Origin of the sequence: Vibrio sp. 2304 (genome assembly GCF_033339475.1) — a bacterium.
Taxonomy (GTDB): Bacteria; Pseudomonadota; Gammaproteobacteria; order Enterobacterales; family Vibrionaceae; genus Vibrio; species Vibrio alginolyticus.
In genome coordinates this window covers 1-13,653 of sequence record NZ_JAWOUQ010000027.1, presented here as the reverse complement: position 1 = coordinate 13,653, position 13,653 = coordinate 1, and the positions used below count along the sequence as shown (strand labels likewise).

13 protein-coding genes are annotated in these 13,653 nt (G+C 41.8%); 4 read left to right on the top strand and 9 right to left on the bottom strand.

Annotated elements, in window-relative coordinates:
* Positions 1-142 precede the first annotated feature (142 nt).
* A complete protein-coding gene (locus R7P64_RS23870) occupies positions 143-607 on the top strand; it encodes a hypothetical protein (RefSeq protein WP_005383038.1) in 465 nt (154 codons plus the stop codon).
* Between the two features lie 58 nt (positions 608-665).
* On the opposite strand, the gene R7P64_RS23865 is transcribed toward R7P64_RS23870, so the two are convergent.
* Positions 666-1,469 (bottom strand): WYL domain-containing protein, encoded by an 804-nt coding sequence (locus R7P64_RS23865; RefSeq protein ID WP_318124076.1) that lies wholly within the window; start codon positions 1,467-1,469, stop codon positions 666-668.
* A gap of 302 nt (positions 1,470-1,771) precedes the next feature.
* Between R7P64_RS23865 and R7P64_RS23860 the strand changes: the two genes are divergently transcribed.
* Together R7P64_RS23860 and R7P64_RS23855 are read left to right on the top strand one after the other, a co-directional pair.
* Positions 1,772-2,020 (top strand): hypothetical protein, encoded by a 249-nt coding sequence (locus R7P64_RS23860; RefSeq protein WP_005383036.1) that lies wholly within the window; start codon positions 1,772-1,774, stop codon positions 2,018-2,020.
* Positions 2,021-2,317: 297 nt separating this feature from the next.
* On the top strand, positions 2,318-2,497 hold the full coding sequence (locus tag R7P64_RS23855; protein WP_031780795.1) for a hypothetical protein: 180 nt from the start codon (positions 2,318-2,320) through the stop codon (positions 2,495-2,497).
* Positions 2,498-2,762: 265 nt separating this feature from the next.
* On the opposite strand, the gene R7P64_RS23850 is transcribed toward R7P64_RS23855, so the two are convergent.
* From R7P64_RS23850 to R7P64_RS23825, 6 genes are all read right to left on the bottom strand, one after another.
* On the bottom strand, positions 2,763-3,635 hold the full coding sequence (locus tag R7P64_RS23850) for an SMEK domain-containing protein (RefSeq protein ID WP_005383034.1): 873 nt from the start codon (positions 3,633-3,635) through the stop codon (positions 2,763-2,765).
* A gap of 99 nt (positions 3,636-3,734) precedes the next feature.
* A complete protein-coding gene (locus R7P64_RS23845) occupies positions 3,735-5,054 on the bottom strand; it encodes a hypothetical protein (RefSeq protein ID WP_318124073.1) in 1,320 nt (439 codons plus the stop codon).
* A gap of 395 nt (positions 5,055-5,449) precedes the next feature.
* Positions 5,450-7,480, bottom strand: coding sequence for a DNA polymerase (locus R7P64_RS23840; RefSeq protein WP_005383031.1), 2,031 nt, complete (start codon positions 7,478-7,480; stop codon positions 5,450-5,452).
* A 66-nt stretch (positions 7,481-7,546) separates the two neighbouring features.
* Positions 7,547-9,358 (bottom strand): helix-turn-helix transcriptional regulator, encoded by a 1,812-nt coding sequence (locus tag R7P64_RS23835; RefSeq protein ID WP_005383029.1) that lies wholly within the window; start codon positions 9,356-9,358, stop codon positions 7,547-7,549.
* Between the two features lie 2 nt (positions 9,359-9,360).
* Entirely contained in the window at positions 9,361-9,984 is a 624-nt protein-coding gene (locus R7P64_RS23830; protein WP_005383027.1) for a hypothetical protein, read from the bottom strand.
* A gap of 127 nt (positions 9,985-10,111) precedes the next feature.
* The gene (locus R7P64_RS23825; protein WP_005383025.1) at positions 10,112-10,957 is read right to left on the bottom strand and encodes a hypothetical protein; all 846 of its coding nucleotides are present in this window, start codon (positions 10,955-10,957) and stop codon (positions 10,112-10,114) included.
* Positions 10,958-11,508: 551 nt separating this feature from the next.
* Between R7P64_RS23825 and R7P64_RS23820 the strand changes: the two genes are divergently transcribed.
* Positions 11,509-11,715: a hypothetical protein gene (locus R7P64_RS23820; RefSeq protein WP_000135356.1), complete on the top strand. Its 207-nt coding sequence runs from the start codon at positions 11,509-11,511 to the stop codon at positions 11,713-11,715.
* 63 nt (positions 11,716-11,778) lie between these two features.
* Here the strand turns inward: R7P64_RS23820 and R7P64_RS23815 are convergent, their stop codons facing one another.
* Together R7P64_RS23815 and R7P64_RS23810 are read right to left on the bottom strand one after the other, a co-directional pair.
* Positions 11,779-12,903, bottom strand: a complete 1,125-nt coding sequence (locus R7P64_RS23815; protein WP_005383023.1) for a helix-turn-helix domain-containing protein — start codon at positions 12,901-12,903, stop codon at positions 11,779-11,781.
* Positions 12,896-13,653, bottom strand: a 758-nt coding sequence (locus R7P64_RS23810) for a hypothetical protein (RefSeq protein ID WP_318124069.1), incomplete at its 5' end; no start/stop codon positions are given. The genes R7P64_RS23810 and R7P64_RS23815, both read right to left, overlap by 8 nt.

Here is a 13,653-nt window from a genome sequence, read left to right as displayed (position 1 = left end):
GAACGGTACCGGAGAAGACAGGAAAAACTCCTAGTCGTATTAAGCTGAAAATCGAATTTATATTATTGAATTAGAATAACTTTTACTGGTTTAGTCCGGTAAGGGTCTTCTTCTTTCCAGTTCGATATATAAAGGAGTTTCTATGAACCAAGCCAAAAACAGCAGGAAGAATGCAGAAGCTGACACATCTAAAACCACATCAGTAGACAATCCATTCTCTACCATTCTCAAAACAGGTGAAGCACCAAAGCTAGGAGCAAAGTCCCAAGGAACGGTGATCTACGAGATTGCTCAAAACAGCGGAGACAACCAAATCTACTTTCGAATTGCCGGACAAAGTGGCGGGGCAGGATTGCATTCAAAACAGTGGATTCTTCTCAGTAGGCTGTTAGACCTTATTGAATCACAGGGCGACAAACCATGGAAAAGTCAGGTGTATAAATCTCTCTATTCTTCCGGCTCAGCCAACAATCAAGGATTCTGTGCTGCAATTGCTCGGGGCCTTAATCTGGCAACAAAAGCAGAGTCATCTATTTATCTGCACATCAAATCGAAAGATTACGATGAGCAAAAAGCTGACCTATTAGCGCTCGTACAGAAGTCATGATGGGGTTCTCGACGTCGTCGACGTAATGACGACGCCGACAGTGCCCATTAAATAAATCTCATGAACAGGTCGAGAGATAGGCTTCGACTTCTCGCATCAACGCCTGTTTTACCCACAATGGAGAAATGATATCGACACTCGGTATCCAGGATTTTAGGACTGGCATCAAGGAATGTATGTCCGAGGTCTGAATGCTGATAAGCGTTGAACCATAGCCCAGTTCTTTCAGGGGTCGGATAGTCAGGTGATGTTCGGTTTCCTGATAATCGCGAATACTGCCCGAATCAATCTGAGCTATGACTTCTATAACACCGTAAGCCTGCCAATGCAGCTCTTCTCTGGTCAGCTTCTCGGAGAGAATAGGTGAGGGAGTATAAATATCATCGTGCCGGATTATCTCAGCAATCTCGGCCACTCGAAACGAATGAGGCTGTGTTCTCTGCGCAGCGATCAGATACCAGTAGCCCCGCTCGTTAATGAGTTGGTAAGGCTCCATCTGATGATAACGCCGATTGTGGAAAGTCAGAGTCAGCGTATTTCGTTGATGAATCGCATCCGCAATTAAAACTAAGGTATCCCGAAAGCGAGCTGAATCCTCGATAGGAATATGGCGGAACAGTATGGATGGTGTCTTATGGTTCAGCGCCTGAGTCATGGTTTTCCTGTCCGGAAACAGCTTATCAATGCCCATGTTCGATAGGGCATGAAGAGCTTTATGAGCTTTAGGGTTACGATGATCTAATTGCTTCAGGTAGTAATAACCCTCTTCTCTTTCGATAGGCAAAAACGCCAAGCGATTGAAGTCCCGAAGTACCGTTCTCTCATGCACTCCGAATTCCTGCTCTAAGTCGATAAAGCTCAACTTCTCTCCTGCATACAACCGGGAAAGAATCTGACTCAATCGGTAGGCTAACTTCTCGCTCTTATTCATGACTCAATAATGTAGTGACTCACTGACAGGTGGTGTCAGCCCTCATTATTTCGTGGTCGCCAAGAATAAGTGACCGATTTTGTTATAGGTTTCATCGCCCAAGAAACCTAAGCCCTGCCTTTCTTCCTCAACATCATTTAACTGACTGACACAACCTGTCAGTCCTAATCATCATACTAATCAACAACCGTGCTCCTACGCTGAGCATCGTCATTATTCAAGGAAACAACACAATGAAAAAATCAATCATCCTGCTAGGTCTAACGTGTCTATTCGCTACCACATCATCATTCGCTGGCGGTACGCTCGGCGGTAATCCGGCTGACATTTCGAAGATAGAAAAATCCTGGGATGGGAAAACAGGTAAACAAGTTTACTCTCAGTCTGGCCCACGTATTGAGTGGTATGCCGATGCCTGTGGAACCATGAATGGCAAAGTCATGGATGCGGCGAAATGCGGTCTAGATACCAAAGCACAATAAGTTTCGTTGCGGAGCTTGGCTCAAGGTACATCGGATTCGAATTGGACTCTCTAGGCCGAGGTATCAATGAGCTTCGCAACACCCTATTACTTCATCCAATAAACAATAAGGAGTCTTTATATGACGATTAAATCAATCACAACCCTAGTAACAACCTGTCCGGCATGCGGTGAGCGTGCTTATGATGATGGTAGCTGTCAGGTGTGTGGTCACTCTCACTAAGTAGTGTTACAAAAAAATTAGAGGACCATGTTCTTTATTGAGCATGGTCCTTTTTCATATAAAAAAGAGGCAAACATGCAAAGCAAGACCTTTTCACAATCATCATCTCAATCCAAAAAGAACACAGGTATTCGTGCGGCTAAAGTCGGTGCTGCTCTCGGAGCTAGATTCGGTCCATATCCATATTCCGTATTAATCGGTGGTATAGCTGGCTTCGTAATTGGTGTTGTCGCCGACGAGGTTATAGATGATTGACGGGCAAGCTAGGTGAGCAGGGGGATAACCTCTGCTTTTTTTGTTAAAGGGTAATGAGGTCCAAAAAAGGTGGACGCATTTCCTTGATTAAATAACTCAATAAGGAATGTCGTCCACTTTCGTTCGCGCAGTGATTGGACTTGAATTTTTTTGAGTTCTGAGTGTCTCCAAATTATTTTTGGACAAAATCAATTTAGAACTTATGCTCTACAGCGTTTCTTTCAGATGAGGATAAATATGTTTCAGGCTTAGATGTTTGTATGGTTTAGCCAACTATAATTTCACGGTTAATATTTTGTTCTTTAGCCAAAACATTGGCTAGCTTTGCTACTGATATTTTCCCTTTATCTATCGACTCCTTCTCTTCATATGAAAGGAACAATATATCATTTGGGTTTCTATTTTTAGACTTATTGAACACCCTAATAATCTTGTTTACTTCAAAAACTATTTCCTCTAGCCCAGACTGAATGTCGTCAGAGTATCCAACCAATGGCTTGGCACATACTTTCCCTTCCTTAATCTCACCGTTATAAATTATTTGAACAATCTCTTTTAAACCGATCACCATATCAAGATAACAGCCTTCAATATGAGTCATATCTTTTATTGCGCTTCGATCAATTACGCTCAAAACCACCTCAAGACAGTGCTTATCATTTAATGGAGACAACTTATGAAATGGAATTTCTCTTTGCAAGATTCTATTGACATTGACGATCCTTTCGTAACTTGAAGCTTTAATTTTGTTTATAAGATATTCAACACTTACAATCTTAGCTTTAGGCGTCTTTGTGTTAGTTTTTTTTAAAAAACCAAAGACAATTAATTCATTATATTTCATTCCATGTTTCTCATACATATTGACTGTATGAGTTACTTTTTTCATATTTGCATTTGTCGTAACTTGTATTGCTATCCCTTCATCTTCATTCAGTAAGTCAATTGCTGGGTAATCATGTTCAAAATCATTCAAATTTATATATTGAGAGTTTTCAAGGACTGTTAACATTTCCTTCACCACCACTTCAACACTAAATGAAATATCGTTGAATGATTGTTTAACATTATTTTCTATATATCTTTGTAAAAATGTAATTAGATCGATGGATTTTTTAATTTCTAATTCTGTAGACATATTTTTTCCAGTTAATGTTTAAAAAAAAACCAACTCCCGCTTAAGCGGACTAAAATTATTGGCTATAATGTGAAACGAAGCGAAACTGAACCAACTGTTTTAGTTCCGTTTAAAGTGCTTGTTAGCAATGTTGGACCAAAGTATCTCTATTAGATCAGTTGCCCCTTCATAGACTCCTAAATCATAGTCTAATACTTTTAATGCTAAAGGTATTAACTCATGGTAACTATTTTTATAAAGTTCGGTACATGAACTAATGAAACTTTCCATGGTAGGATCCATTGAGTCAGCTCCTAAATGAAAGTAATCATCAAATTCTATTTGCATTTTAGAAAGAATTGAGGATTCTGAATGTTTTAAAGGGGGGATATAGGAATCTGACTCAGATAAAATTTTAAACTTTTTTAAATAAATACTAGCTTTTGTAAATTGCTTTCTAAGCATGAAAGCAGCACTAATATGAAGTAAGTATACTGCAGTGCTTACCCCTTCATAGCAAATATCAATTTTATCAATATTTTGTTCTAGCCTTTTTAACAGTTGAAACTGAAATGTTCCTTTATTATTAGATAAAACAATACACAAGAAAATCAGCTCAGGAGTATTCGGGTAAAACCTTTCAAGATCATCATAGAATCTAAATTCATCAAGTTGCCATTCAAGTAACATTGATGATAAATGGCTTAATTGCTGCTTGTCTTCGCTTAATCCGCATAGCATTGAACATAGTATTGGTAAATACCAATGCGCCCCATTATATGAACTTAATTTAACATTAGAGAATTTACTATTAGAATCATTAGTTATTATTTTAATAAAATCTTCATGCAAATTCGAGTCACTAATACACATTTTTATATATGATGAAATAATTTCATTTTTAGATAATTCAAGATCCACCGAGTGCATCAGTAAATTAGAATAATCAACCTTATTTCTCCATAATTCTGATATTAGCAATTGATGTAATCGCAAATAGTTAACATCATTTCTTACTCTTGAATGTTGATTAAGAATATCTTTAATTAAGTCATTCGCACTATCACTACCAACAAAGTATATTCTATAGTTATTTTTCCCATGTAGAGCTTCTAAATTCTTTGGTCGACTTGAATACACACCACCTTGAGCTATAACATGAAAGAAGAAAAGAGGCTTTTCAAATGCTCTATTTTCTTGCGCATATACTTTTAATGGGTTATATGCCATTCCGTTGGTGGCTTTGCTTTCAACTTCAAAAATAAATAAAGGAAATCTATTGCCTTTTTGGGAAAACCACGCAACGTCTACTGCAGGAGGCTCACCATATACTGGTTCATCTACAGGGAATTCTTCCTTAACATAATAACCAAGGACATTACCTAAATGCACAATACCCTCAATTAACTCTTTCCCTAATGCAAGTTTATGATCTGCCATGGGGTCAAACTCTCCTGATTGCTAACAGTGTCTTTTCAGCAAACATTGTCTTTATAATATTTTCTGAAAATACAGACGCCATAGCAGCAACATACTGTTCTATGAGTCTTATTCTTCCTTCCACTCATAAATTGCAGAACATGTCTGTATAATCACAATTGCTCAACTAGGCTCATAATCTGTTATTAATATATGTAGGTCAAGAACTGACATGAGAAAGTGGTCAGGAATCTTGTGATAAACAGTTTTGGGGCATAAGTGTGCTAGGGCATTGGTGCCACTAAGAGAGCTATCCAATCAACTAAGTATCGATTTACCAGCCATGATTTGAGAGCCAGAAAAAGTGGACACAAAACCTTAATCACAATTCCATTAGGCTTTGCGTCCAGTTCTGGTCATTTAGCCAGCCACACATCGAGAGTGTTCGGATTGCCATCTTTGGTCCAACAATCAGGTTGGCTTATGTTGATATCGGCTCTTATCTTCAACTGAGGATACATTTCCTGCACCACTTGGGTCATGATCTGTGCAGTTAACTCGCTGACTTCATTTAGACATTCTTTAGGTGCTTCGAAAACAAAGGCATCATGCATCGCAACGATCAATATGGCGTTATAACTTTTATACAACTGATGAAGTCGATTTCCGGCTGCTTTGAACAAGGCTGCTGCCGTACCTTGTACTGGCATGTTCACCATCCAGTTTTTCTCTGTATGACCTCGTTTAGCATCCAATTGGCGGTATCGGTGCAATCCCGTTGCAGTGCTGACATGCCCTCGTAGAGCGCCATACTGGGGCATTTTATCAATGGCTTTTTGCAGTTCGGGAAACATCGATAGAAACTTATCCATCAGTTCCGTGGCCTTGTTGACACTGATATTGAGTTTTTTCGCTATTCCGAAGCTGGTGATACCGTAAATTAGGCCTAGGGTGCATTGCTTCATGATGGCTCTTTTCTCAGGATATTTTTCTTTGAAGACCGCTGAATCGCAGGTGCTGTATTCCGGTTCTAACTCTTCACAGAAGAACTCTTGGGCCATGGCCGTGTATAGATCGCCTTGGTTATACATCTTGACTAAGTTTGAGTCGCCATACACACCAGCAGCAATGGCTACCTCAATCTGTGCAAGATCGACTTCTCCAATCACGTAACCGTCTTGTGCAACCACTAACGGACGAAGGACAGCAGGAAGCCCCAAGATATTTGGCGCAACGGTAGCCTGTCGGCCTGTGGCAGCCGTAAGTTGTTTTTGTTCTGAGTGAACCCGTCCGTCACTACCGACAATACCGGGCTGTAAAATGACGTCTTTGTAGACAGAATCGATATGCGTATATTTTGCCAAGAATGCCACCGCTGGGTGTAAAGCATAGTTCTTGCTTAGCATTTCACGTTGAAAACTATAGTCATCCCCGTCTTTGAAGTGATGCAGTAATCCGAGTGAGGCAAAAAGCACTTGCTTTTGATGCTGGCTATTGGGGTTTGTCATCCCTAGTTGCGCTAGCCCTTGACTGTATAGACTTAGCTTACGCTCGCACGCTTCGAGAATTTGACGGCACTTATCTCTGCATACCTTAAAGCCATTCCACTCGATGGCGGCGTTAGTCACGACCCAAGGCATCTCAATACTGATAAGGTGTTGGTGGATGCCAAACATGAGGCAGGATTGGCTTTGCGTTAAGTACAACTTCGCCACAGTGATGCTGAGCTGTGACGTCTGTTCAATCTGGAGCGCAGAAAAAGACGGGCAGTCTTGCTCAGAGCCCATCAGTAACTTCGCGCTGGAAGCGAGGCCACTTTGGACATTGTAACGTTGAGCTGTGTCGGCTAAGCCATAAAACACCGTGTTCTGTTCAGCCAAAGTTTTTTGGATTTGTATCTTTTCGACTGTTGAAACATCTTGAGTGGATTTAGCGTTATTGTGTTGACCAAGATATCTGGCTTTTTCTGCAATGCAGGTATCCCACCAATATCTGGACTCGTTTAGGCCCAATGACCAAATACAGTGCAGGTCGGGTTTGGCGTCGTGGGTTACGTAGGTCACAGGCAGATCGAAAAGGCTTTGTAGCTTTGGACGAATCGAGGGGTTCGCAACGTTAATAACGAAGGAGTGCAGCACTAGTGAGCGACTTGTGTTCTCCATCAGCGTCATGCTGAGTAAGCGTGGAGTAATGGACGAAATATCATATCTGTCATTGCCGTTCGGTAGCGTGACTACCGGAGTCGAGTAAGTGAATTGAAAGCTGAGACTGACAGCGGATAGCGGTAATTGGTAAGCCAGCTCAATCAATTGATCGATCTCGGCTTCATGTTGAATGAACTGAGTTTTCCCGACGGTATGTGACGTATCTTGAGGCAGAATCAAGGCACTCGATGGCGGGGCTGTTTTCTTTTTTAGATGCGCTTGGGTTCCAGGTAATAATTCCATTGCATGACCTTTTAAGTTGTAAGGAAAGCATTTCTGACCATGCCTTCCTTGCTGAGTTTGTGTTGGTTATCCGGCCTTATGGCGTCGAACGGTTCGAGTACTGATCCCTAGAGTTGAAGCAATCTCTTGCTGCTTAAACCCGTCGGCTATCATCTGATTGATCTGCTCTGACAGGGTTGCCGACGTTCGGGATTGCTTGCTTTTCAAACCGAAGTGCTTTCGCAGTTGCTCTAGGTTGCTGTACTCATGGTCGTAACCCGACTTTGGTGCATCGTTATTTTGAAAAGTGATGATTTCACGCGATTTTGTAAATGGGCGCACGCGTCCAATGGCTTGGATGACAACCCCCATTTCTAATGTTTGCAGCATTGGGTTTACGACTTTGGCGACATCAGAGTAGCGATACTTTTGATCTGTGATGACGCCATGACGCCGACGAGGGTTGTCAGTGGTTGCAATCGCCACGTCTATGCGCTCGTCCTCGGCTCGCAGCTCCTGAATTGCATTGTTAAGTATGTCTTGGGTTACGTAATAGCTGTTTAGGCAGTAGCAGCAATCGAACTCTTCGAATTGATTAATACCGATGACCCCGTAATGGATCATGGGTACTAAGGTCATATCGTCACACTCTGCATAATCGCTTGCGGGAACCACACGAACGTCCTGAACTCCTTCCTCGGCCAGATATTGATTGAGCATGGAAACGCAGTGGTCGACGTGTTTCTGTTTAGAGACCAACAATACGCGTTTCCCTTCTCTTACTCGTTGGAGCGTCAATTGGGCGAAGGTATCTAGGATTTGCGGTGAGTTTTTCTTAAAGTTTGTCGCAGTCCCAATTGAGGATGCGATATTGTGCCAGACCGTCGATTCCCCCCGAAACTCAATGTGAGAATACGGGCAGTAAAAATCCATCCCGAGTTTCAGTTTCAGTATGTCAGGGTAGGTGGTGCCGCTGTATAGCACTGTGTCGAATCCCGCATTGACTGGCGGCGCAGGGAAGTGAATTGAACCATCTGCTAATTTTTCGCGTGATTCTGCCTCAGATGCTCCGAAGCTTTGGAGGTCATACAGAATATTGATGAAACGATCGCCAAACATGCGATCGCCAATACTGGTGATTTGAGTCATCTGATCTGGAAAAATTGCAGGGCAGCGCCACGCTGAAATATCGCGCAGTTCCTCCGTTGAGGCCTGTCGTAAACATTCCAGATAGTGCGTTAGAGCGCCTTTTACATAGTCTGATAGACGACTCCCCTGCACGGCTTCTAGGGTTTGTTCAATCGATATGGGCGATATGATTCGACTGTAATGGTTTAGGCTTACGTTAGCTTCATCGAAAATGACTAAGGCATTGCTTGCTTTAGCCATCGTTACGATGTGTTGGATGAAGTAGGGGTTACGCACGAAGTGTGATTGAGTTGCATATACGATTTTCGCCCCATTCAAATTCTTGCCGTATTGGTCGGGCCAAAAGCACTTATCCTTATTTGGACACAGGGCACAAATGTGCTTTTTGCCCAGTAGACCTAGGTTTCTACGTTCATAGTCTTTCCAACTCAGATCGCGAGTTTCACCACACAACTTGCTGGGGCGGGGTTGTATATTGACAACTTTAATATCGGCTGGAGGGCTTTGAAGAGGCTTTCTTTCTTCAATAATTCTTCGGGTCGGCGCAGAGACAATCACGCAGTCATATGCGTTCGACTCCAACGCCAAAGTGGTCAACTGATCCAGTTGGTACGACTTACCAACGCCCACCATCCAGTCGTTGAGCACGTAGTGGTGTTGCGCCAGCATCCCAAGCATAGCTTGAGCACTATCATTAAAACGAAATTCAGCGAGGCTTTCGGCCCCGCTGATGGTGACTGGACTAACCACAATCAAGCCACACCTTTGAAGCGTAGGCGTCTCTCGATCTCTGGGATCTCTCGCAGTTCGTCGTCGGTCAGAATACGGTAGATATCAGACAAGCGTATTTCGCCAGAGTCGAATGCGTCGGAAAACTCAGTAATTTTATCTTGATCGATAGTGGCGTACTCGGGTAGGGCAGTTGCATGAACATCATAATTGAAGCCATTTTTCTCAATTGATACGAGTTGACCGCCTTTGGTGACGTAGGGCTTGATCTGCGGCAACAAGGATTTTGGCTTCTCGGATGGTGGAACAGCCAGCACCTTCACCTCTCCCTCAATGTGATCGTAGACAGGGAATAGGTAACGGCTATCTAATTTAATTTGAGCGCGGCACATCGGGCAGTCGGGTCCATTGCACTGAAGGTATGCATGACCATTCACGTAGTGGAAGTAGACTTTCTCTGCCGTAGGCGTAAAGAAGGTTATCTCTGCGGACGAATTCTTTAAATCAACAGCCTGAAGTGCCAGAGGTGCAAAGTTAGGTTGGTTACTTGAATCGCCGTTAGAAAAATCGTTGAAATTCACCATAGAGTTGCGGCCATGTGTTTCGTAGTTTGCCGAAGTATGTGTGTTGTTTGAGTAGTTCATCATGTGCTCCAAAATTTATTCTTAATTCAGCAGCCAATATATTGGCTGCTGAATTTGAGGTGTAAGAAGGCCGTCACCGAGAGGCTCGGCTAGTCAAAAAATCAAAGTAAAAAGTGGTGTTGCTAAAGGGTTAGTGTTTTTCGACGGTTTTAATTGCTTCGGATAGCTGCTCAGCAGCTAACTTGTAGCCCCAATTCGACTTACTCGCTAAGCGTTGTTCAAACTCACGAGTGATGGCGTCTAGGTTGTCTATACGGCCAACTTGCGCCTGTACTTCCATTGCGGATTCGACATATTCCGCCATTCGGACTTTTGGACCTTTACAGGCGTGTTGTTTGGCTTTATTGGTGTAAGTGTTCAGTAGAACTTGAGTATCAAATGACATGATATTTCCTCCTTGGGTGTTGTTATATTGAATCAGTTTTTCGTTCAGATCGTGCTCAAGTGCGGATTTGACATTAAAGTCAAAATCATCAACTGAGTAAAAGCAGTCGATAGCCAGTGAATGGGTGGCAGCAGAAAAAAGTTCGAGTATTTCAACCTGAGTCATTTCAATGCTCTCGGTCACATATGCCATTGCATCGTAGACGGACTGAGGCAGTCCTTTTAGATTGCTTTTATTGTGGATACAACTGAACGAAGTTCTTTCCAGATTGGGAAAGGCAACATGTGTAGTTATTTCAATATCTGCGTTGTTGATGGCTTCTGCATGGGAACCAATCCATTCTTTCATTTCAAAAATATGTTCAATGGGATCACCAATTTCGCTCAAGTAATGGTTTTGAGCGATGGTGATTGCTGTGGATCCGTTTGAGTAATCGCATTCGCCGTTATAGCACTCTTCTGAATCAATAATGTTATCGATGTCAGCAGGTAATTTTGATGGAGCGAACACCAAGTTGTAGGCCAGCTTAACGTAGTGAGCGACGTTAGATGGTGAAACAGAGTTAGTTAATGTTGTTAATTTAGTATTCATTCTCTAGTTCCTATAGTATGATTTATTCAATTAAATCAGGAGTTAAGTTTTCCTGATGAACATAAATTTGCCCTACAAAATTGATTTTGAAAAGTGCCTATAAATGGCAGAAAATTTGTTCTTGAATTTTTTTAAACATGGCTGATAGCCCCTCAGAACGGTTCTCGCGAGGGTAGACGTTTTTTGAAAGGAAAATTGAGGTTATCCGCTTGTTTTAAGGTGTTCTGAGAGCGAGTGAATTTTATTTTTTGTGATAAAAGTCTACTTTTTTAGTTGTAGTGTTACTGGTTGATGCTACTAAATCCGGTTTAGAGCTTAGCCTCATTGCTTTATGTGAGCCTAAGATTTAACCAAATCAATACGTCCGGCATCGGTGGCTTTGGTCATCGGTGCCGGATTTTTTTTAGTGTCGCCGTCGACTGTTGGCGATAGACGTCGACGATGACAATCGATAATTGTTAGATGTGGAACATTTTCCATTCCCTTATTGAAAATATGGCTTTGTGAGCTAAGTTTTATATTGGTTTTTTATTACTGATATTGAGGATAGTATGGCTAGGTATTATGTGAACAAGAATCAACAAGCTAATGGCGATCATGAAGTGCATAAGCAAGGTTGCTCTTACATGCCACTGGAACATAACCGAACGTATCTTGGTGAGTTTGCTAGTTGTGGGCCTGCAGTTGCTGCAGCGAAGAAAACCTATTCAAAGGCCAATGGGTGTTATTACTGCTCAGAAGCTTGCCATACGGGGTAGGAGCTTCCTAGGGTAGCAAGAATAGAGGGATCTGTACTTTGATCCCTCTGCGTAAATGTGTCGCTAGTTAACCACTTTTAGAGTTGGTTGAGAGGTGTTACTGGAAAGGGTAGTTTTCCCATTGTTGACCTTTGATACAACAGCTTTAAACAGAAAAAATGGGTTGTTAAATGTTAAGGCTGAAAGCTCATCTTGAGGTAGTTTCAACTCATTGAGTACTTCGCTCCGAGATATATTTTTTTCTCTCAATTTATTGAAAATCTTTTGAAATACTAAAGACGTTTCCCTGCTCTCTAGACCCTCCGGCTCTGATTTTCTGCCATAACAGTTTGATAGTTCGATGTTTAATTGACGATAATGCCACTCGGATGACAAACCTAAGTCAAAAGTTCTTCGTATTAGAGCCGCTAATGATACTTTCCAATGCTTCTTCAGCTTCAACAGTTGGTTTAGAGAAGGATATGAAGGTACTTTCGCTAGAATACTTCCTTTCGGCATTAGAAATGCTGACGCAAATCGATCCGCTTGTTCCTCGGCTTGGCGTCCGTTGTTAGATGCATGTTTGTGCAACACTAGATGACCCAGTTCATGGGCGGCATCAAAACGACTGCGTTCTGGCGTTTTCATCGTATTCAGAAAAACGAAAGGTTTTTCGTCTAACCAAAATGAGAATGCATCTACTTCGACACAATTCTCAGTCAACGAAAAGACGCGCACCCCTTTAGATTCCAAAAGGTGAATCATGTTGGAAATAGACAGTTCGCCTAAGCCCCAATGTTCACGTAGAAGTTGTGCGGCACTTTCAGGATCTGCGAAATCTTCGCTGCTGCAATCTAAAACATCATGTTGCTTTAAATTGAATCGACTTTCTAACCAGGTGTTAAACTCAACTGCCAGTGTTCCGGCACTGAGAGCTGCGTCTCTTTTGGACGCACTAAGCTTCGTCATAGCTCGGAAGCTTACGCCTTCTTTTACGATTTGCTCAGGATTATCCGCGTAGAAAAATTCAACAGGGTAATTGAGAATATCTGCTATACGACTCACCAAGGTTGAGTCAGTTGTGTCCAGAAGACCCTTGTTTTCATATGTTGAAAGCGTTCTCGTAGTGATCCCTGTTAGTTCGGCTAACGCCTTTTTTGTATATCCTCTTCTTTCTCTAGCAATTTTTAGTCTTAATGAGTTAAACATTGTCGTTACTTACTTCTTCGATATCAAAGTCAATTTCATCATTGAAATCGACTTGTGAATCAACGATTTCTTCGTTGTCCATGTCAATAATTATACGGTTTTCAAGATCAAATCCTGTCACGTAACCTCTCTTATTGTAGGATACAGGTCTCGCCAGCTCAGCGGTAAGCTTATTGTTATTTTTGTCAAAATTATGGAGGAGGAACCAAACATCACAATTTAATTTGTTTTTGGTATTCGACTCAGGAAGCGTTTCTGGGAACAAGTCATAGTTGAGATTTTCTTCGAACTTAAGCGCTAAAAGATCAAGAGTAAAGTCGCCTTTGTCTGTAATGGATTGCGGGAAACCAGCTGGGTTTCCAGTTTGCTCACAAGCACTACAAAGGTAGATTGCAATTTTTTCTTCTTTATTGATCGTAAGCTCTACATTACGAATGGATTCTCTAACATATCCGAGTGGTTTTAGTAGTTCGCGGAGAGCGCGGATAGTATCACCATAAAAATACTGACCACCACTGGTGACAGGGTTGTTTTCAGTCATTCTTTTTCTAGCGCTTAAACCTCGTTGCAATGCTTCCTTAATATGTGGAAGATTAGAAACTAAGTGAGCTCGCTGGGTATCTTCGATTCGATTACTTTTTTCTGTCTGGGCGTTATTGGTTAGTGCTGAGTTCATTGTTGTCATCCTCAATTCTATTTCCTGTATTCTAACCTCGATCGAGATCGAAAAACAAGAAACGAAAGAAAGTG